The sequence below is a fragment of the Achromobacter sp. KK8 genome (assembly GCF_054188005.1).
The window spans coordinates 1,792,277-1,810,600 of the sequence record NZ_CM135178.1; the positions used below are offsets into that span (position 1 = coordinate 1,792,277).

Genomic DNA, 18,324 nt, shown 5'->3' on the forward strand with positions numbered 1-18,324 from the left:
GAGCCGGCACTCAGCAGGAAGGAGTCCATCATGAGCAGCGTCACTGTAGACCACGTGTCGCCGGGCCACGGCCACGGTCACGATGACCACCACCACGCCACCCCCACCGGCTGGCGCCGCTGGCTTTTCGCCACCAACCACAAAGACATCGGGACGATGTATCTCATCTTCTCGTTCGTCATGCTGCTCGAAGGCGGCACGCTGGCGCTGCTGCTGCGTACCGAGCTGTTCGAGCCGGGCCTGCAGTTCTTCCGCCCCGAACTGTTCAACCAGTTCACCACCATGCACGGCCTGATCATGGTGTTCGGCGCCATCATGCCGGCGTTCGTGGGTTTCGCGAACTGGATGATCCCGATGCAGATCGGCGCGTCCGATATGGCCTTCGCCCGCATGAACAACTTCAGCTTCTGGCTGCTGCCGGTGGCCGCGATCATGCTGACGGCCTCGTTCTTCGTGCCGGGCGGCGCCACCGCCGCCGGCTGGACGCTGTATGCGCCGCTGTCGCTGCAAATGGGCCCGGGCATGGACCTGGCCATCTTCGCGATGCACATCATGGGCGCGTCCTCGATCATGGGCGCCATCAACATCATCGTGACCGTGCTGAACATGCGCGCGCCCGGCATGACGCTGATGAAGATGCCGCTGTTCTGCTGGACCTGGCTGATCACCGCGTTCCTGCTGCTGGCCGTGATGCCGGTGCTGGCCGCCGCCATCACCATGGTGCTGACCGACCGCCACTTCGGCACCGGCTTCTTCAACGCCGCCGCCGGCGGCGACCCGGTGCTGTACCAGCACGTGTTCTGGTTCTTCGGGCACCCCGAGGTCTACATCATGATCCTGCCGGCGTTCGGTATCGTGTCGGCCATCGTGCCCGCGTTCGCCCGCAAGAAGCTGTTCGGCTACGCCTCGATGGTGTACGCGACCGCCTCGATCGCCGTGCTGTCGTTCATCGTGTGGGCGCACCACATGTTCACCACGGGCATGCCGGTGACCGGCCAGCTGTACTTCATGTACGCCACCATGCTCATCTCCATCCCGACCGGGGTGAAGGTGTTCAACTGGGTCGCCACCATGTGGCGCGGCTCGATGACGTTCGAGACGCCGATGCTGTTCTCGATCGGCTTCATCTTCGTGTTCACGATGGGCGGCTTCACCGGCCTGATCCTGTCGGTGGCGCCGATCGACATCCAGGTGCATGACACGTATTACGTGGTGGCCCACTTCCACTACGTGCTGGTGGCCGGCTCGCTGTTCGCGCTGTTCGCCGGCACCTACTACTGGCTGCCCAAGTGGACCGGCCGCATGTACAGCGAAAAGCTGGGCAAGCTGCACTTCTGGTCGACGCTGATCTCGTTCAACGTGACCTTCTTCCCGATGCACTTCCTGGGCCTGGCCGGCATGCCGCGCCGCTATGCCGACTACGCCGCGCAGTTCACGACGTTCCACCAGATCGCCACCATCGGCGCCTTCTGGTTCGGCCTGTCGCAGCTGATCTTCCTGTGGGCCGTGCTGCGTTGCTACATGGGCAAGGGCGAGCAGGCCGCGGCCAAGCCGTGGGAAGGCGCCGAAGGACTGGAATGGACCGTGCCGTCGCCCGCCCCGTTCCATACCTTCGAGACGCCGCCCGAAGTCAAGTGAGCGCCGATCCGAAACCCGCAACAGGCAGCATGGCCATGACCCCCGAGCAGCGCCGACGCAACAAGATCGCAGGACTGGTTCTGCTGGTATTCGTCATCGCCGTGTTCGCCTGGACCGTGTTCCGCGGTTCGGCGCTGCTGGCGGGCAAGGCCATCGGCGGCTAGCGGGCCACGAGATGAGCGACGACCTGCGCGAATCCGCCCAGCGCAAGCTGAGCTTCTTCCAGACGATGAAGGCGGTGGCGTGGGGATTTTTCGGCGTCCGCAAGGGCGCGGGCTATCGCGAGGACAGCGCCAGGCTCAATCCCGTCCATGTGATCGTGGCGGGGCTGCTGGCGGCGGCGATCTTCGTGGCCGTGCTGGTGTTAATTGTGCGTTGGGCGGTATCCAGCCTGACTTGAATCACTTAATTCTATAAATCAGTACCAGGGAGAAAGCCATGAGTGCAAGCCACTCGGTTCAAGGTAAAGAGGCACCCTATTACTACGTGCCCGCCGATTCGGGGCATCCCGTGCGCACGGCCGTGGCGCTGCTGCTCATGGGCCTGGGCGCCGCGGGCTGGATCAACGGCGTGAGTTGGGCCAAGTGGTCGGTGCTGATCGGCTTCATCGCGCTGATCGTGGTGCTGTATTACTGGTTCGGCGACGCCATCCAGGAATCCGAGGCCGGCATGAACAGCAAGCGCATCGACGGGTCGTACCGTTGGGGCATGAGCTGGTTCATCTTCTCGGAAGTGATGTTCTTCGCGGCGTTCTTCGGCGCGCTCTGGTATGTGCGCACCATCACCACGCCGTGGCTGGGCGACATGGACCACCGCCTGATGCTGTGGCCTGACTTCCAGGCGGTGTGGCCCAACTTCGGCCCGGCCGGCGTGGTCGAGCACTTCCAGACCGTGGGCCCCTTCTGGCTGCCGACCATCAACACCGCGTTGCTGCTGAGCTCGGGCGTGACGCTGACTATCGCCCACCATGCGCTGCGCGAGAACCATCGCGGCAAGACCATGTTCTGGCTGGCCGCCACGGTCATCCTCGGATTCATCTTCGTGGCCTGCCAGGCCGCTGAATACCACCACGCGTACACCGAGCTGAACCTCAAGTTCAATTCGGGCGCCTACGGTTCGCTGTTCTACATGCTGACGGGCTTTCACGGCTTCCACGTGATCCTGGGCGCCACCATGCTGACGGTCATCCTGATCCGCCTGATGCGCGGCCATTTCCGGCCCGACCACCACTTCGGCTTCGAGGGCGCCGCTTGGTACTGGCACTTCGTGGACGTGGTGTGGCTGGGCCTGTACCTGTTCGTCTACTGGTTCTGAGGCGTGGGCCCGGCGCTGCCGGGCCGATCGGCTGGACGGGGCGAGGCCGGCGGGCCGCCGGGAAACCGGCGCCGCCGGCCTCGCCCTTCGCTTGATGGCGGTCCGTGTTCCAATACGGCTGGGTCGCGTGGCCGGGGAACCGGCCGGACGCGGGCTTATCTAAAACCGGTGCTTTCGATCCAGCCCATGTGATGGGCGAACAGCACGAACAGGAACAGGGCAACCGACAGGCCGATGCGCACCGTCAGCGCGTTGACCGTGCGGTTGGTGCTGCCTTTGTCCCGCATCAGGTAGACCAGGGCGGATGCCAGACTGGCCAGGATACCGATGAAGGCCAGAACGACGAAAACGCGCATGATGGTCTCCGGACAAAATCGATTGATTCAATACAGATGGCTCGACCGCATTCAACCCGCTACACGGTAGCCGCCTTGCTCCTGCTGGGGATCGCCGTGGTGATCCTGGCGTCGCTGGGCCAATGGCAATTGCGGCGGGCCGACGAGCGACGCGACATTCTGGCGGCTATCGAGGCCGGCCGCAAGCAAGCGCCGCTGGTGCTGGCGCCGTCGACCGCGCCGGCCGACATGAAGCCGTGGCGCGTGGCGCAGGCCAGCGGCACTTGGCTGCCCGAATTCAGTGTACTGCTGGACAACCGCAACCATGAAGGCAAGCCGGGCTACTGGCTGGCCACGCCGCTGCTGCTGGATGCCGGCAGCCGCCACGCGGTGCTGGTGCTGCGCGGCTGGCTGCCGCGGGTGATCCAGGGCCAGGGCGCGCCGGCGCTGCCGGCTACGCCCGACGGCGCGCAGACCATCAAGGGCGAGCTGTCGCCGCGCGTGCCGCGCATGTTCGAGCTGTGGTCGCTGGGGGGCCAGGACGCCTCCAGCCTGCCGGAGCGCCTGCCGCTCGCCGGCGGCGCCGTGCCACAGGTGCAGAACCTGCCGCTGGATGCCTACGCCAAGGCCACCGGACTGACGCTGCTGCCCACCGTGGTGAGCCAGTTCGGCACCGGCGAGGACGACGGCCTGGTGCACGACTGGCCGCAGCCGTCGGTGAATTTCCAGCAGAACACGGTCTATGCCGTCGAATGGTTTTCCTTCGCCTTGTTTGCCGCCATTGCGTGGCTGGTGGTGCTGGGGGGCGCCATCAAGCGCATGCGCCAACGCGCGGCCAACGACCCGGCGGCCTGACCGCCCTTTCCGACAACAGAATCCATGACCCACGCGGCTCGCGACATGACTGCTTCCAAACCCGTACGGCGCTCGCTGACACCGATGGTGCTGGTGTTCCTGTGCACGCTGGCGCCGATCGTGGCGGCCTTCGTGGTCTACATGAATCCGCAGTGGTGGCCGGCGGACGCCAGCAACTATGGCCAGTTGGTCGAGCCGCAGCGGCCGATGCCCGCGCCGGAGGCGCTCAAGCTGACCACGCTGGATGGCAAGCCGTTCGACCTGCAGAGCCTGAAGGGCAAGTGGCTGCTGGTGGCGGCCGACGGCGCGGCCTGCCCGGAAAGCTGCGCCCGCAAGCTCTACATCACCCGCAACACCCATGCCAGCCAGGGCAAGAACGTCGACCGCCTGGCGCGCGTCTGGTTCATCACCGACGACGGCCCGGTGCCGGACAAGGTGCTGCAGGCCTACCAGGGCACGATCATGCTGCGCGCCGATCCGGACCAGTTGGCGCGCTTCCTGCTGGCGCGCGAGGCCGCGGCCGGCCAGCCCGGCCTGGCGCAGCCGATCTGGGTGATCGATCCCCTGGGCAACCTGATGATGCAGTATCCCGCCGACGCCGACGGCGTGAAGGTGCGCAAGGACATCAGCAAGCTGGTCTATAACTCGCGCATCGGTTGAATCGGTATTCAGTTGGTTTCCATGGAACGCATCAAAGCGCGGTATCGCAAACTCGTCTTCTTCACCTGGTTCCTGACGCTGGACCTGATCATGTTCGGCGCCTTCGTGCGCCTGACGGACTCGGGCCTGGGCTGCCCGGACTGGCCCGGCTGCTACGGCAGCGTCACGCCGCTGGGCGCGATGGGCGACATCCACGAGGCCTCGCAGGCCATGCCGTTCGGCCCGGTGACCTTGTCCAAGGCCTGGATCGAGATGATCCACCGCTACGTCGGCTCGATCCTGGGCATGCTGATCATCGGCATCGTCTACATGGCCTGGCGCTACCGCCGCGAACTGGGCCGCTCGCCGGCCCTGGCGGTGACCACGCTGGTGGCGGTGTGCGTGCAGGGCGCGTTCGGCGCCTGGACCGTGACGCACAAGCTGATGCCCGCCGTGGTCACGGCGCACCTGGTGTTCGGCCTGTCGGTGCTGGCGCTGATGACCTGGTTGTCGGCCCGTGAGCGGCCGCACCATGCGGTGGCAGCCGCGGCGCGGCGTTTCAGGCCCTGGGTGGTCGGCGGCTTCATCCTGCTGCTGATTCAGGTGACGCTGGGCGGCTGGGTCAGCACCAATTACGCGGCTCTTGCCTGCATGGATTTCCCCATGTGCCACGGCAAATGGGTGCCTGACATGGATTTCCATGGCGGCTATTCGATCATCCGCGCGCTGGGCGAGCTGCCGTCCGGCGAGATGATCTCGCAACCGGCGCTGACGGCGATCCACTGGGTGCACCGCAATTTCGCCTTCGTCGTGTTCGCGTACCTGGGCGTGCTGGCCTGGCGCCTGCGGGCCGACCGGGGGCTGCGCGGCCCCGCCACGCTGATGCTGGCGCTGCTGGCCGCCCAGCTGCTGACCGGGCTGACGACCATTTTCTTCCAGTGGCCATTATTGATCGCCGTGCTGCACAATGGCGGGGCGGCCGGCCTGACGCTGGCCGCCGTCGTCCTCATGGTGCGCCTGTCCACGGCGGGCGGCGCGCCGGCCGGGGGCTACGGCCCCAATTCGGTGCGCGTTTAAAATAGGGTGCATGATGACCAGTCTTGCCGCTCCCCAATCCGGATTGCTCCGCCAATATTTCGTGCTCACCAAGCCGCGCGTCACCCAGTTGGCGGTGTTCTGCGCGGTGATCGGCATGTTCCTGGCCGTGCCGGGCGTACCCGACATGCGCCGCGTGCTGTTCGGCACCCTGGGCATCTGGTTGCTGGCCGCGGCCGCCTTCGCCATCAATTGCCTGATCGAGCAGGAAGTCGACGCCCGCATGCTGCGCACGGCGCGGCGCGCCACCGCGCGCGGCACCATTTCCGCGTACCAGGTGCTGGGCCTGTCGGGCCTGCTGGGCGGGGCTGGCATGTTCGTGCTGTACACGCTGGTCAACCCGTTGACCATGTGGCTGACCTTTGCCACCTTCGTCGGCTACGCGGTGATCTACACCGTCATCCTCAAGCCGCGCACGCCGCAGAATATCGTCATCGGCGGCCTGTCGGGCGCCATGCCGCCGGCGCTGGGCTGGGCGGCGGTGGCCGATTCGGTGCCGGCCGAGGCCTGGCTGCTGGTGCTGATCATCTTCATCTGGACGCCGCCGCATTTCTGGGCGCTGGCGCTGTATCGCAACCATGACTACGTCAAGGCCGGCCTGCCCATGCTGCCGGTGACGCACGGCCAGCAGTTCACGCGCCTGCAGATCCTGCTCTACAGCATCGCGCTGGTCGCCACCACGCTGCTGCCCACCGCGATCCGCATGAGCGGCGCGCTGTACCTGGCGTCGGCGCTGGTGCTGGGCGGCATGTTCGTGTCGTATGCCTGGCGCCTGTACCGCAACTACAGCGACGAGCTGGCGCGCAGCATGTTCCGTTTTTCCATTCTCTACCTGGCGCTGTTGTTCGGCGCCCTGCTGGTGGACCACTGGGTCGCGCTGATCTGACCCCCTGGAGATGTCGATGTCCGTATTTTCCGCCAGTCGGCGCCTGGCCCTGCGCCTGGCCACGGCCGCCGCTTTCACCGTCGCCCTGGCCGCCTGCGGCGACAACGCGCCGCAGTTCAAGGGCAGCGACATCAGCGGCACCCAGCTGGGCCGCGGGTTGGAGCTGTCGGACTACAACGGCAAGACGCGCACGCTGCAGGACTTCGCTGGCAAGGCGGTGGTGGTGTTCTTCGGCTTCACGCAGTGCCCGGATGTCTGCCCGACCTCGCTGGCCGAGCTGACGGAGGTCATGAAAAAGCTGGGCCCGGACGCCGAGCGCGTCCAGGTGCTGCTGATCACGGTGGATCCCGAGCGCGACACGCCGGAAGTGCTCAAGCAATACGTAACCGCGTTCGACCCGCGTTTTCTGGGTTTGACCGGCACGCCCGACCAGGTGAAGAAGGCGGCGGCCTCGTTCAAGGCCTATTACGCCAAGGCGCCGACCAAGGACGGCAACTACACCATGGACCACACCGCGGCCTTCTACCTGCTCGACGGCAAGGGTGAATCGCGCGTGCTGGCCAACAACAACATCGGGGTCGATGCCCTGGTGCACGACATCCAGGCCCTGCTCAAGGGTTGATGCCGCCGCCGCGGTCGGCCAGCCGGGCAGGCATCGGCAGGCGCTGCCGCGCGATCGGGTGTGCGGCCTATGGCGTCATTCGCCGCCCGCGGCCCGCCAGCGGGCCAGCGCATCGCGCGCCTTGTCGCCGATATCCGCCATGGGCAGTTCGCGGCGGTGCGACATGATCATCAGGGCATAGGGGGTGGCCAGCGCGGCCGCCTCCGGGCACAGGCGCGATTCGTCGCCGGTGGACGGCGAGACATTGCGCCAATAGTTGATGGCCGCTTCGATCTGAGGCAAGGTGATGGCATTCATGGTCCTATTTTCCACGAATGCCGCGGGCTGTCCAACCGCTTCGGCGCAGCAATGAAGCGTCACCATCGCAACATGCCGAAACCGCATCCGGGTGCTATACCACTGCCGGTTAGTAACGATGGAGCATCGTCATGAATTATCCCGCCCCAACCGAATCTCCCCGCCGCGGCCTGCATCCGCTGGTCGCGGCCGCCGCCATCGCGGTGATCGTCATGTGCTCGGTCGGCGTGGCCGCCGTGATGGGCTGGCTGCCGACGCCGTCGGCCACCCCGCACGCCGAGGACCCGGCGCTGGCCCAGCCCGGGCCCGAGGCCGCCAATCTGGCGCCGGCCCAGGCCGCGACGCCTGGCCAGCCGCAAGCGCCGGCCGCGCGGCCGCCAGCCCAGGCGCAGGCCCAGCAGCCCCAGGCGCAAGGCCGCCCTGCGCCGGCCCCAGCCCCGGCGGCGCAGGCCTGCCGCAATTGCGGCGTGGTTGAATCGATCCGCCAGGTGCAGGTGCCGGTCAAGGACAATAGCGACCACCTGGTCGGCACCATTGCTGGCGGCGTGGCCGGCGGCGTGGTCGGCAACCAGTTCGGCGGCGGCAGCGGCAAGACCGCGCTGACCGTGCTGGGTGCGGTGGGCGGCGCTTTGGCAGGCCGTGAAGTTGAGCGTAATATCAGGCAGCAACAAACGGTGACGCACTATGAGCTCACGGTACGCATGAACGACGGCAGCTCGCGCCAATTCCGCAGCGCGCAGCCGTTCGCCTTCGCGTCCGGCGACCACGTGCGGGTGGAGAATAATCAGCTGCTGCCGGGATGACCACGCCGGCCGGCAGCGTTTTGCGATCTATGGGAAGACAGGAATGAGCGACCAACACAGCAACCCGTTCGTCCTGCCCGGCATGGGCCAGAATTCCGACCTGTCGGGCAACCCCCTGCTGGCCAGCATGGAAATGATGCGCCAGGCCTGGGCTGGCCTGACCGGCCCAGGCGGGTTGGCGAGCAGCCTGCCGATGGCGCCGCCCATGAACCTGGAAGACCTGGACCGCCGTATCGCCGAACTGCGTTCGGTGGAAAATTGGCTGCGCATGAACCTGTCGATGCTGTCCAGCACGATCCAGGGCATGGAAGTGCAGCGCTCCACCATCAGCACGCTGCGCGCCTTTGTCGATTCGGCCGCCAACCTGGACCTGGGCGCGGTGCGCGAAAGCGGCGCGGCGTCGCCGCTGGAAGTGGTGCTGGGCCTGAAGCCGGCCCCTGCCGCCAAGCGCGCGCCGCAAGGCGCGTCGCAAGAGGCCGCGGGCGCCGCGAAGGCTGAGGCCAAGGCTCCCGAGTCCGACGGCGGCGCGGCCGGCGCCCAGCCCGCCATGAGCGAGCAGATGGGCGCGGCGGCGCAGTCGGCCTCCAAGGCCTGGTGGGACCTGCTGCAACAGCAATTCAACCAGATCGCGGCGGCCACGGCCGCATCGATGCCCGGCAGCCAGCCGGCGCCCGAGGCCGACAAGTCCAAGGCCAAGCCGGGCGGCCCGCAGGCCGCGGCCGCCCCGGCGGCCAAGGCTGCCAAGACGGTCGCCAAGCCCGCCCGCAAGACCGCGCGCAAACCGGCCGCCAAGGCGGCCACCAAGAACAGCGGGCCTGCCGACGGCAAGCCCTGATTTTTTCAATCCCGTCCCGGACCGCCGCATGGCGGTAGCGGGCGCATTCAAATACCGGAACCTATGCTCAATGTAGTGATTCTCGCTGCCGGACTCGGCAAGCGCATGCAGTCCGACCTGCCCAAGGTGCTGCACACCCTGGCCGGCAAACCGATGCTGGCCCACGTGCTGGATAGCGCCCGCCAGCTCGAGCCGGCCCGTGTCATCGTGGTGGTCGGCCATGGCGCCGACCGCGTCAAGCAGGCTTTCGCGGGGCAGGACGATCTGCAATTCGCGCTGCAGCAGCCGCAGCAAGGCACCGGCCACGCGGTCCAGCAGGCCGTGCCGCTGCTGCGCGAAGGCGACGGCAAGGACGACGTGACCCTGGTGCTGTACGGCGACGTGCCGTTGGTGCAGCCCGAGACGCTGCGCCGCCTGCTGCAGGCGCGCGGCAACGGCGCCGCGGTGCTGACCGAAGTGCTGGCCGACTCGACCGGCTACGGCCGCATCGTGCGTGACGCCGCCGGCAACGTCTGCCGCATCGTCGAGCACAAGGATGCCTCCGAGGCCGAGCGCGCCATCAAGGAAGTCAACACCGGCATCCTGGCCGCGCCCACCGCGCAGCTCAAGGACTGGCTCTCGCGCATCGACAACAACAACGCCCAGGGCGAGTACTACCTGACCGATGTGGTCGGGCTGGCCGTGGCCGACGGCGTGCCGGTGGGCGCGGCCCAGCCGGACGCATCGTGGGAGACGCTGGGCGTGAACAGCCGCGTGCAGCAGGCCGAACTGGAGCGCCGCTATCAGGGCGAGCAGGCGCGTCGCCAGCTTGAGGCCGGCGTGACGCTGGCCGACCCCGCCCGTTTCGACGTGCGCGGCACGCTGACCTGCGGCCGTGACGTGTTCATCGACGTGGGCTGCGTGTTCGAGGGCCAGGTGACGCTGGCCGACGGCGTGCGCGTGGGCCCGCACTGCGTGCTGCGCGACGTCAGCATCGGCGCGGGCACGCAGATCGAGGCTTTCAGCCATCTGCAGCAGGCCCAGGTCGGCGGCGACGCGCGCATTGGTCCGTACGCCCGCCTGCGTCCGGGCGCCGAACTCGGCGATCGCACCCATGTTGGCAACTTCGTCGAGATCAAGAAGAGCGTGCTGGGCGCCGACAGCAAGGCCAACCACCTGGCCTACATCGGCGATGCCGACATCGGCGCGCGCGTGAACGTGGGCGCGGGCACCATCACCTGCAACTACGACGGCGTCAACAAACACCGCACCGTCATCGAGGACGACGCCTTCATCGGCTCGGACACGCAACTGGTGGCGCCGGTGCGCGTCGGCCGCGGCGCCACGCTGGGCGCCGGCACCACCCTGACCCGTGATGCGCCGGCCGACAAGCTGACGGTATCGCGCGGCAAGCAGGTCACCGTCGACGGTTGGCAACGGCCGGTCAAGAAGTCGTGACCGCGCCGGCGTCCCCGGCGCCGGCGGGCAAGTCCAAGCCTGCCGCGCCGGACGGTTTGCCGGCGCCGCGCCGCTACTGGGCGGCGGCGACCGTGATGACGGGCATCAGCCTGTCGGTGCTGGATACCACCATCGCCAACGTCGCGCTGCCGACCATCGCGGCCGACCTGAACGCCTCGCCGGCGCAGGCGGTGTGGGTGGTCAATGCCTACAACCTGGCGGTGGTGATGATGCTGCTGCCGTTGTCGGCCCTGGCCGAGCGCATCGGTTTCCGGCGCATGTTCACCTTCGGGCTGGTGCTTTTCACCCTGGCCTCGCTGGGCTGCGCGCTGGCCGGCACGCTGGCGCAACTGACGGCGGCGCGCGTGTTCCAGGGCGTGGGCGCGGCGACGCTGATGTGCCTGTTCGGCGGCCTGGTGCGCAACATCTATCCGCTCAAGATGCTGGGGCGCGGCATCAGCATCAACGCCACCACGGTGGCGGTGATGTCGGTGCTGGGGCCGACGATCGGCTCGGCGATCCTGTCGGTGGCGCCCTGGCCGTGGATCTTCGCCGTCAACCTGCCCATCTGCGTGTTGGCCATGTTCGGCCTGCGCCACCTGCCGGAAGTGCCGCGCAACGACGTGCGGCTGGACTGGATCAGCGCGCTGCTGTGCATGGCGACGCTGGGCGTGTTCATTTCCGGCATCGACATGATGGGCGAGGACCTGCTGCGCGGGATCGGCCTGGTGGCGATTGCCGCCGTGGCGGGCCTGGTACTGGTGCGCCGCGCCAGCCGCCAGCCCGCGCCGCTGGTGCCGGTGGACCTGCTGCGCATCCGGCCGCTGGCGTTCGCGGTGGGGGCGTCGGCCTGCACCTTTGCGGCGCAGATGGCCTCGTATGTGTCGCTGCCTTTCTATTTCCAGCAGGTGCTGGGGCGGCCGTATCTCGAGGTGGGCATGCTGATGGGCGCCTGGCCGGTGGGCACGGCGTTGATCGCGCCGCTGGCCGGCCGCCTGTCGGACCGCTACTCCGCCGCCACCCTGAGCGGCGTGGGCGCGGCGACCATGGTGATCGGCATGCTGTGGCTGGCGGCGCTGCCCGCCTCCGTGGGCAACGTGCCCATCATCGCCGGCATGTTCGTGGCGGGCGTGGGCTTTGGTTTCTTCCAGACGCCGAACAACCGCGCCATGCTGTCGGCCGCGCCGCGCGTGCGCAGCGGCGCGGCCGGCGGCCTGCAGGCGACCACCCGGGTGTTCGGGCAGAGCTTCGGCACGGCGCTGGTGGCGATCGCTTTCAGTGTCAGCGCGGCGCACGGACCGGGGCTGGCCCTGGTGCTGGGCACGATCTGCGCGGCGCTGGCGGTGGTCGTGAACACGGTGCGCTTCAGCAAGCTGCGGGCGCCCTAGCGCCAGCCGATCGCCGCGGGCGCCGCGTTCCGGGCGGGCTGGCGGCCCTTCTATAATGGCGACCGGCGCTGGGGCAGGATGCCCGAGCGCGACGATTACCTATTTTTAAGGCGTTCAGGCATGAAGATCACGGTCGTGGGTACCGGTTACGTAGGGTTGGTGTCGGGGGCATGCCTGGCCGACATGGGCAACGACGTCATGTGCCTGGACGTGGATGCGGCGAAGATCGCCCTGCTGCGCCAGGGGGGTATCCCCATCTACGAGCCGGGCCTGGAAGACCTGGTGCGGCGCAACGTGCAGGCCGGCCGCCTGCATTTCACCGACGACGTGGCCCAGAGCGTGGCGTTCGGCGACGTGCAGTTCATCGCGGTGGGCACGCCGCCCGGCGAGGACGGCTCGGCCGACCTGAAATACGTGCTGGCCGCCGCCCGCAACATTGCCCGGCATATGACCAGCCGCAAGCTGATCGTGGACAAGTCCACCGTCCCGGTCGGCACCGCCGACAAGGTGCGGGCCGCGGTGGCCGAGGAATTGGCCAAGCGCGGTGTCGAGGTGCCGTTCAGCGTCGCCTCGAATCCGGAATTCCTGAAGGAAGGCGCCGCGATCAACGATTTCATGAGCCCGGACCGCGTCATCGTCGGCGCCGACGACGACTACACCATCGGCGTCATGCGCCGCATCTACGAGCCGTTCCAGCGCACCCACGACCGCCTGATGGTGATGGACGTGCGCTCGGCCGAGCTGACCAAATACGCCGCCAACGCCATGCTGGCGACCCGCATCTCGTTCATGAACGAGATGGCCAACCTGGCCGAAGCGCTGGGCGCCGACATCGAGCAGGTGCGCCGCGGCATCGGCGCCGATCCGCGCATCGGCTACCACTTCCTGTATCCGGGCGCCGGCTACGGCGGCTCGTGCTTCCCCAAGGACGTGCAGGCGCTGGTCAACACCGCCGCCGAGAATGCGCTGCCGATGCGTGTCATCGAGGCCGCCGAGGCCGCCAACCATGCGCAGAAGTTCCGCCTGTCGGAAAAGCTGGTGGCGCGCTACGGCGAGGACCTTAGCGGCCGCAAGATCGCGCTGTGGGGCCTGTCGTTCAAGCCCAATACCGACGACATGCGCGAGGCCCCCAGCCTGACCGTGATCGACGAGCTGACGCGCCGCGGCGCCACCGTGCGCGCCTACGATCCGGTGGCCATGCATGAGGCCGCCCGCGTCCTCGACGGCAAGCCCGGCGTGAGCTTCGCCACCGACATGTACGATGCGCTCGACGGCGCCGACGCGCTGCTGATCGCCACCGAATGGAAGGTCTTCCGCGCGCCCGACTTCGACCGCGTCAAGGCCTTGCTGAAGATGCCGCTCATCATCGACGGCCGCAATCTCTACACGCCGGCCGACGTGCGCGCCCAGGGCTTCGAGTATTCGGGCATCGGCCGCGCATGAAGATCCTGCAGCTCAACTTCGAGAAGGGGTGGCGCGGCGGCGAACGCCAGACGCTGTACTGCATGCGCGCGTTCCGCAATGCCGGCCACCAGGTCGAGGTGCTGTGCCGCGAGGGCGGCCCGCTGGCCGAACGCGTGCGCCAGGAAGGTTTCGTGGCGCACCCCGTCCGCAACGTGCCGGCGCAGCTGGCATTCCTGGCGCGCGCGGGCAGCGGCTACGACATCATCCACGCCCAGACCGCCAACACCATCACCTGGGCGGTGCTGACCAAGTGGCTGCACCGCCGCCCGGTGGCGTTCTCGCGCCGCACTTCGTTCGTGGTCAAGCCCAACGAGGAATGGAAGACCGGCTACAAGTGGCGCCACACCGACCTGTTCGTAGCCATCAGCGACATGGCCGCGAGCGAACCGCGCCGCCTGGGGCTGGATCCGGTCATCATCCGCAGCGCGGTCGAGCCGCACCGGATCAACCAGGAAAACGTCGCCGCGCTGGTGCGCGAATTTGGCCTGGAAGGCAAGAAGGTCATGGCCACGTCGGCCGCGCTGATCCGCGACAAGGATCCGGTGACGCTGGTGCGGGCGGTGGCCGAACTGGCGAAGACGCGGCGCGATTTCGTCTTCCTGCACTTCGGCGCCGGCGGCGATCGCGAGCAGCAGGCGCGCGACGAGGCGCGGGCGCTGGGGGTCGAGGACGTCTACCGTTTCGCGGGCTTTCGCAAGGGCGTCGAGGATTTCTACAGCATCCTCGACGTGTTCGTCATGAGCTCCGAGGAAGAGGCGCTGGGCAGCAGCGTGCTGGACGCCTTCCTGCAGCGGGTGCCGGTGGTGTCCACCGATGCCGGCGGCCTGAAGGAAAGCCTGGCGGACGGGCGCGGCGTGCTGTGCGCGGTGGCCGACTTCCACGCCATGGCCCAGGGCATGGCGCGCTGCCTGGATGACGCCGCGTTCCGCCAGGAAATCACCGAGCGCGCGTATCAGTACGTGCGCGACGAGCACGACGTGCAGAAGATGGGCAATCGCTATCTGGCGCAGTTCGAGCGGCTGCTGGCGGCGCGCTAGCGGCATCGCGGCCCGACCGCCCGGCTCCTATCCGCGCGGATCGATACGGGTCTCGAACTTGGCGCGATGCACCGAGAAGAAGGTGCGCACGTTGCGCACGTTGGCGTGCGCGGTGAAGGCGCGGTGCGCCAGCGCGTGATAGGCCGGCATGTCCTTGACCTGCGCGATCACCACGAAGTCCGGCCCCGGCGACACGCGGTAGCACTGCAGCACCGCCGGTTCGGCCAGCATGATCCGTTCGAAGGCGTCCAGGCTTTCGGCCGCCTGCACGTCCAGCGTGATCTCGACGATGGCCGTCAGCGTGCTGCCCAGCTTGTCTGGCGCCAGGATGGCCACCTGGCGCGCAATCACGCCTTCTTCCACCAGGCGCCGCACCCGTCGCAGGCAGGTCGGCGGCGAGGCGTGCACGCGCGCGGCCAGTTCCTGGTTGGTCAGCGAGTTGTCGTCTTGCAACTGTTCCAGGATGCGCAGGTCCAGATCGTCCAACTCAGGCAGGGTGACCGGCTGGTTTTGCATGATTAATTCATGAATGCATGATTAGTGAAATATTATTTAATCACAAATATGTAAGTGAATAAACTGTCAAATATGACCAGATAAAGAAATCAAATTTCTTGGCGGGACGCGCACAATGCGTTCCGTACTCGAACTTTCAGGAGTCTCTCCTATGTGCGGCATTGTTGGCGCCGTCGCCCAGCGCGACATCACCCCGATCCTGGTCGAAGGCCTGAAGCGGCTGGAATACCGCGGCTATGACTCCTGCGGCGTCGCCGTCTACGCCGACGGCCACCTGCGCCGCACGCGCAGCACCCAGCGCGTGGCCGAGCTGGCCGAACAGGTCGCGCAGGACAAGGTGCAAGGTTTCACCGGCATCGCCCACACCCGCTGGGCCACGCACGGCGTGCCGGCCACGCACAATGCCCACCCGCATTTCTCGCACCTGGGCAACGACGAGCCGCGCATCGCGCTGGTGCACAACGGCATCATCGAGAACCACGACGAACTGCGCGCCGAGCTGCAGGCCGTGGGCTACGTCTTCGAAAGCCAGACCGACACCGAAGTGATCGCGCACCTGGTCAACCACCTGTATGCCGGCGACCTGTTCGAGGCCGTGCAGAACGCCGTGCGCCGCCTGCATGGCGCCTACGCCATCGCCGTGTTCTGCCGCGACGAGCCGCACCGCGTGGTCGGCGCGCGCCAGGGTTCGCCGCTGGTGGTGGGCGTGGGCCAGAACGAGAACTTCCTGGCCTCGGACGCGCTGGCGCTGGCCGGCACCACCGACCAGATCATCTACCTGGAAGACGGCGACGTCGTCGACCTGCAGTTGGCGCGCGTCTGGATCGTGGACGCCAACGGCAAGAATGTGGAACGCCAGGTGCATACCGTGCAGGTGCACACCGGCGCGGCTGAACTCGGCCCCTACCGCCACTACATGCAGAAGGAGATCTTCGAGCAGCCGCGCGCCGTCGGCGACACGCTGCAGGACATCGAGGCCATCACGCCCGAACTGTTCGGCGACGACGCCTACAAGATCTTCAAGGACATCGACTCGCTGCTGATCCTGGCCTGCGGCACCAGCTACTACGCCGGCCTGACCGCCAAGTACTGGATCGAATCGATCGCCAAGATCCCCGTGGCGGTCGAAATCGCCAGCGAATACCGCTACCGCGACAGCGTGCCGAACCCGCGCTCGCTGGTCGTCACGATCTCGCAGTCGGGCGAAACCGCCGACACGCTGGCCGCGCTCAAGCACGCCCGCTCGCTGGGCATGGAAAACACGCTGACCATCTGCAACGTGTCCACCAGCGCCATGGTGCGCGAATGCAAGCTGTCGTACATCACGCGCGCCGGCGTCGAAATCGGCGTGGCCTCGACCAAGGCCTTCACCACGCAGCTGACCGCGCTGTTCCTCTTGACGCTGGCGCTGGCGCAAGTGCGCGGCCGCCTGACCGACGAGCAGGAGGCCGAGCACCTGAAGGCGCTGCGCCACCTGCCCGTGGCCATCGGCTCGGTGCTGGCGCTGGAACCGCAGATCATGGCCTGGGCCGACCGTTTCGCCTCGAAGGAAAACGCGCTGTTCCTGGGCCGCGGCATGCACTACCCGATCGCGCTGGAAGGCGCGCTCAAGCTCAAGGAAATCAGCTACATCCACGCCGAAGCCTATCCGGCCGGCGAACTCAAGCATGGCCCGCTGGCCCTGGTGACCGAGCACATGCCCGTGGTCACCATCGCGCCCAAGGACGAGCTGCTGGAAAAGCTGAAATCCAACATGCAGGAAGTGCGCGCGCGCGGCGGCGAGCTGTACGTGTTCGCCGACGCCGACAGCAAGATCCAGAGCGCCGAAGGCATGCACGTGATCCGCATGCCCGAGCACTACGGCAAGCTGTCGCCGATCCTGCACACGGTGCCGCTGCAGCTGCTGTCGTACCACACGGCCTGCGCCCGTGGCACCGACGTGGACAAGCCGCGCAATCTGGCCAAGAGCGTGACGGTGGAGTGATGCCTCGGGGCGTGGCCCCGATGTTGAAAACGAGAAATAAGGTCGGTGTCTCGACAACGCCCGACGCGACTTTCCGCATTTGAAGAGCGTTGTCTCTCGACACCTGGGCCGCCATCAAGGCGGCCTTTTTCTTTGTGCCGTTCAGCGGTCGACGCGGATCACGATCTTGCCGAAGTGACGGCCCGAGGCCAGGCGCTCGAACGCGGCCGGCGCCTCGTCGAAACCGTAGACCCGGTCTATCACCGGCGCGATGCCGGCGCTGTCGACCAGCCGCGTCACATCTTCCAGCATCTTGCGGCTGCCCACCAGAATGCCCTCCAGGCGCTTGTGGCCGGCGATCAACGCCAAGGGCGAGACCGGCACCGAGTCGAAACCGCTGACACCGCCGATGATGCCGACCGCGCCGCCATGCCGGACCGCCGCGACCGAGCGTTCCAGCGTGCCCTCGCCGCCGACTTCCAGCACCACGTGGGCGCCTTCGCCGCCGGTGACGCGCAGCACTTCGTCCTGCCATTCGGGGGCGTCGCGGTAGTTGATCACGTGGTCCGCGCCCAACTCGCGCGCCCGCGCCAGTTTCTCGTTGCTGGACGAGGTGATGATGGCGCGCAGGCCCGCAGCCTTGGCCAGTTGCAGGCCCCAGATCGATACCCCGCCGGTGCCCAGCAGCAAGGCGGTCTGGCCGGCTTTGGCGCGTCCCGCGACGAACAGGGCGCTCCAGGCGGTGACGGCGGCGCATGGCAAGGTCGCGGCCTGTTCATCCGAGAGCGAATCGGGAATGGCGACCAGGGAGTGCTCGGAGAAAATGACCTCGCTGGCCAGCACGCCGTCGCTGGCGGCGCCCGGCACCCGCGCGGTGTTGACGGGGTCGGACTCGCCATCGATCCAGTCTGGAAAGAAGGCGCCCATCACCCGGTCGCCCGGCCGGTAGCGTGTGACCCCGGCGCCGACGTCCACGACTTCACCAGCGGCGTCGGACGCTGGAATGACGGGGGCGTCCGCCGGTTTCAGGTAGCCGCCACGCGCGACCATCAGGTCGCGGAAGTTCAGCGAAACGGCCTTGACGCGCACGCGCACCTCATGGGGACCGGGGGGGCGCGCTGCCAGCGCCCCGCGTTGCAACGAGCCGATACCCTGGCCGGCGGTGATCCGATATGCCTGCATGGTGATGTCCTCTGTCTT

20 protein-coding genes are annotated in these 18,324 nt (G+C 67.5%); 16 read left to right on the forward strand and 4 right to left on the reverse strand.

All coding sequences use genetic code 11. The annotated features are described in order from the left end of the window. Positions 1-30: 30 nt before the first annotated feature. Genes ctaD through ACVN9Z_RS08310 form a run of 4 tightly spaced genes read left to right on the forward strand, consistent with a single transcriptional unit; the run spans position 31 to position 2,952 of the window. Complete coding sequence (gene ctaD / locus ACVN9Z_RS08295) at positions 31-1,638, forward strand: cytochrome c oxidase subunit I (RefSeq protein WP_006388093.1); 1,608 nt, start codon at positions 31-33, stop codon at positions 1,636-1,638. A gap of 35 nt (positions 1,639-1,673) precedes the next feature. After that, positions 1,674-1,802: a cytochrome oxidase small assembly protein gene (locus tag ACVN9Z_RS08300; RefSeq protein WP_020925592.1), complete on the forward strand. Its 129-nt coding sequence runs from the start codon at positions 1,674-1,676 to the stop codon at positions 1,800-1,802. 11 nt (positions 1,803-1,813) lie between these two features. Further along, positions 1,814-2,038, forward strand: a complete 225-nt coding sequence (locus ACVN9Z_RS08305) for a DUF2970 domain-containing protein (protein ID WP_006388094.1) — start codon at positions 1,814-1,816, stop codon at positions 2,036-2,038. Between the two features lie 38 nt (positions 2,039-2,076). Beyond that, complete coding sequence (locus tag ACVN9Z_RS08310; RefSeq protein WP_006388095.1) at positions 2,077-2,952, forward strand: cytochrome c oxidase subunit 3; 876 nt, start codon at positions 2,077-2,079, stop codon at positions 2,950-2,952. A gap of 155 nt (positions 2,953-3,107) precedes the next feature. On the opposite strand, the gene ACVN9Z_RS08315 is transcribed toward ACVN9Z_RS08310, so the two are convergent. Beyond that, the gene (locus ACVN9Z_RS08315; protein ID WP_006388096.1) at positions 3,108-3,308 is read right to left on the reverse strand and encodes a twin transmembrane helix small protein; all 201 of its coding nucleotides are present in this window, start codon (positions 3,306-3,308) and stop codon (positions 3,108-3,110) included. Positions 3,309-3,344: 36 nt separating this feature from the next. On the opposite strand from ACVN9Z_RS08315, the gene ACVN9Z_RS08320 reads away from it, so the two are divergent. From ACVN9Z_RS08320 to ACVN9Z_RS08340, 5 genes are read left to right on the forward strand one after another with little or no spacing between them, the layout of a single operon-like run. After that, positions 3,345-4,142: an SURF1 family protein gene (locus ACVN9Z_RS08320; protein WP_049052883.1), complete on the forward strand. Its 798-nt coding sequence runs from the start codon at positions 3,345-3,347 to the stop codon at positions 4,140-4,142. Between the two features lie 45 nt (positions 4,143-4,187). Further along, positions 4,188-4,802 carry an SCO family protein gene (locus ACVN9Z_RS08325; RefSeq protein WP_223203271.1) on the forward strand — a complete coding sequence of 205 codons (615 nt, stop codon included), beginning with the start codon at positions 4,188-4,190 and terminating at the stop codon, positions 4,800-4,802. Positions 4,803-4,823: 21 nt separating this feature from the next. Beyond that, positions 4,824-5,858 (forward strand): COX15/CtaA family protein, encoded by a 1,035-nt coding sequence (locus tag ACVN9Z_RS08330; RefSeq protein ID WP_070782183.1) that lies wholly within the window; start codon positions 4,824-4,826, stop codon positions 5,856-5,858. A 13-nt stretch (positions 5,859-5,871) separates the two neighbouring features. After that, positions 5,872-6,762: a heme o synthase gene (gene cyoE / locus ACVN9Z_RS08335; RefSeq protein ID WP_026383355.1), complete on the forward strand. Its 891-nt coding sequence runs from the start codon at positions 5,872-5,874 to the stop codon at positions 6,760-6,762. A 16-nt stretch (positions 6,763-6,778) separates the two neighbouring features. Further along, entirely contained in the window at positions 6,779-7,384 is a 606-nt protein-coding gene (locus ACVN9Z_RS08340; protein ID WP_006388101.1) for an SCO family protein, read from the forward strand. Between the two features lie 75 nt (positions 7,385-7,459). On the opposite strand, the gene ACVN9Z_RS08345 is transcribed toward ACVN9Z_RS08340, so the two are convergent. Next, the gene (locus tag ACVN9Z_RS08345) at positions 7,460-7,681 is read right to left on the reverse strand and encodes a DUF3717 domain-containing protein (RefSeq protein ID WP_006388102.1); all 222 of its coding nucleotides are present in this window, start codon (positions 7,679-7,681) and stop codon (positions 7,460-7,462) included. Positions 7,682-7,812: 131 nt separating this feature from the next. On the opposite strand from ACVN9Z_RS08345, the gene ACVN9Z_RS08350 reads away from it, so the two are divergent. The 6 genes from ACVN9Z_RS08350 (at position 7,813) to ACVN9Z_RS08375 (ending at position 14,645) form a co-directional block, all read left to right on the forward strand. Continuing rightward, complete coding sequence (locus tag ACVN9Z_RS08350) at positions 7,813-8,484, forward strand: outer membrane lipoprotein (RefSeq protein WP_053499225.1); 672 nt, start codon at positions 7,813-7,815, stop codon at positions 8,482-8,484. Between the two features lie 43 nt (positions 8,485-8,527). After that, complete coding sequence (locus tag ACVN9Z_RS08355) at positions 8,528-9,319, forward strand: PhaM family polyhydroxyalkanoate granule multifunctional regulatory protein (protein ID WP_024067447.1); 792 nt, start codon at positions 8,528-8,530, stop codon at positions 9,317-9,319. A 63-nt stretch (positions 9,320-9,382) separates the two neighbouring features. Continuing rightward, positions 9,383-10,756 (forward strand): bifunctional UDP-N-acetylglucosamine diphosphorylase/glucosamine-1-phosphate N-acetyltransferase GlmU, encoded by a 1,374-nt coding sequence (gene glmU, locus ACVN9Z_RS08360; RefSeq protein WP_006388103.1) that lies wholly within the window; start codon positions 9,383-9,385, stop codon positions 10,754-10,756. Further along, complete coding sequence (locus tag ACVN9Z_RS08365; protein ID WP_006388104.1) at positions 10,753-12,144, forward strand: MFS transporter; 1,392 nt, start codon at positions 10,753-10,755, stop codon at positions 12,142-12,144. Before glmU ends, ACVN9Z_RS08365 begins: the two co-directional genes overlap by 4 nt. A gap of 120 nt (positions 12,145-12,264) precedes the next feature. Further along, positions 12,265-13,587, forward strand: a complete 1,323-nt coding sequence (locus tag ACVN9Z_RS08370; RefSeq protein WP_047992465.1) for a UDP-glucose dehydrogenase family protein — start codon at positions 12,265-12,267, stop codon at positions 13,585-13,587. Then, complete coding sequence (locus ACVN9Z_RS08375; RefSeq protein ID WP_049052877.1) at positions 13,584-14,645, forward strand: glycosyltransferase family 4 protein; 1,062 nt, start codon at positions 13,584-13,586, stop codon at positions 14,643-14,645. Before ACVN9Z_RS08370 ends, ACVN9Z_RS08375 begins: the two co-directional genes overlap by 4 nt. A 27-nt stretch (positions 14,646-14,672) precedes the next feature. Here ACVN9Z_RS08375 and ACVN9Z_RS08380 read toward each other — a convergent pair whose 3' ends face one another. Further along, positions 14,673-15,161: an Lrp/AsnC family transcriptional regulator gene (locus ACVN9Z_RS08380; RefSeq protein ID WP_006388107.1), complete on the reverse strand. Its 489-nt coding sequence runs from the start codon at positions 15,159-15,161 to the stop codon at positions 14,673-14,675. 151 nt (positions 15,162-15,312) lie between these two features. Between ACVN9Z_RS08380 and glmS the strand changes: the two genes are divergently transcribed. Continuing rightward, positions 15,313-17,145 carry a glutamine--fructose-6-phosphate transaminase (isomerizing) gene (gene glmS, locus ACVN9Z_RS08385; RefSeq protein ID WP_020925581.1) on the forward strand — a complete coding sequence of 611 codons (1,833 nt, stop codon included), beginning with the start codon at positions 15,313-15,315 and terminating at the stop codon, positions 17,143-17,145. Between the two features lie 141 nt (positions 17,146-17,286). Here the strand turns inward: glmS and ACVN9Z_RS08390 are convergent, their stop codons facing one another. Continuing rightward, entirely contained in the window at positions 17,287-18,306 is a 1,020-nt protein-coding gene (locus ACVN9Z_RS08390) for a zinc-dependent alcohol dehydrogenase family protein (RefSeq protein WP_458213332.1), read from the reverse strand. Positions 18,307-18,324: the final 18 nt, after the last annotated feature.

Coding starts and splice junctions, on each gene's coding strand:
- ctaD (WP_006388093.1), top strand. CDS start 31: ATGAGCAGCGTCACTGTAGACCACGTGTCGCCGGGCCACGGCCACGGT.
- ACVN9Z_RS08300 (WP_020925592.1), top strand. CDS start 1,674: ATGACCCCCGAGCAGCGCCGACGCAACAAGATCGCAGGACTGGTTCTG.
- ACVN9Z_RS08305 (WP_006388094.1), top strand. CDS start 1,814: ATGAGCGACGACCTGCGCGAATCCGCCCAGCGCAAGCTGAGCTTCTTC.
- ACVN9Z_RS08310 (WP_006388095.1), top strand. CDS start 2,077: ATGAGTGCAAGCCACTCGGTTCAAGGTAAAGAGGCACCCTATTACTAC.
- ACVN9Z_RS08315 (WP_006388096.1), bottom strand. CDS start 3,308: ATGCGCGTTTTCGTCGTTCTGGCCTTCATCGGTATCCTGGCCAGTCTG.
- ACVN9Z_RS08320 (WP_049052883.1), top strand. CDS start 3,345: ATGGCTCGACCGCATTCAACCCGCTACACGGTAGCCGCCTTGCTCCTG.
- ACVN9Z_RS08325 (WP_223203271.1), top strand. CDS start 4,188: ATGACTGCTTCCAAACCCGTACGGCGCTCGCTGACACCGATGGTGCTG.
- ACVN9Z_RS08330 (WP_070782183.1), top strand. CDS start 4,824: ATGGAACGCATCAAAGCGCGGTATCGCAAACTCGTCTTCTTCACCTGG.
- cyoE (WP_026383355.1), top strand. CDS start 5,872: ATGACCAGTCTTGCCGCTCCCCAATCCGGATTGCTCCGCCAATATTTC.
- ACVN9Z_RS08340 (WP_006388101.1), top strand. CDS start 6,779: ATGTCCGTATTTTCCGCCAGTCGGCGCCTGGCCCTGCGCCTGGCCACG.
- ACVN9Z_RS08345 (WP_006388102.1), bottom strand. CDS start 7,681: ATGAATGCCATCACCTTGCCTCAGATCGAAGCGGCCATCAACTATTGG.
- ACVN9Z_RS08350 (WP_053499225.1), top strand. CDS start 7,813: ATGAATTATCCCGCCCCAACCGAATCTCCCCGCCGCGGCCTGCATCCG.
- ACVN9Z_RS08355 (WP_024067447.1), top strand. CDS start 8,528: ATGAGCGACCAACACAGCAACCCGTTCGTCCTGCCCGGCATGGGCCAG.
- glmU (WP_006388103.1), top strand. CDS start 9,383: ATGCTCAATGTAGTGATTCTCGCTGCCGGACTCGGCAAGCGCATGCAG.
- ACVN9Z_RS08370 (WP_047992465.1), top strand. CDS start 12,265: ATGAAGATCACGGTCGTGGGTACCGGTTACGTAGGGTTGGTGTCGGGG.
- ACVN9Z_RS08375 (WP_049052877.1), top strand. CDS start 13,584: ATGAAGATCCTGCAGCTCAACTTCGAGAAGGGGTGGCGCGGCGGCGAA.
- ACVN9Z_RS08380 (WP_006388107.1), bottom strand. CDS start 15,161: ATGCAAAACCAGCCGGTCACCCTGCCTGAGTTGGACGATCTGGACCTG.
- glmS (WP_020925581.1), top strand. CDS start 15,313: ATGTGCGGCATTGTTGGCGCCGTCGCCCAGCGCGACATCACCCCGATC.
- ACVN9Z_RS08390 (WP_458213332.1), bottom strand. CDS start 18,306: ATGCAGGCATATCGGATCACCGCCGGCCAGGGTATCGGCTCGTTGCAA.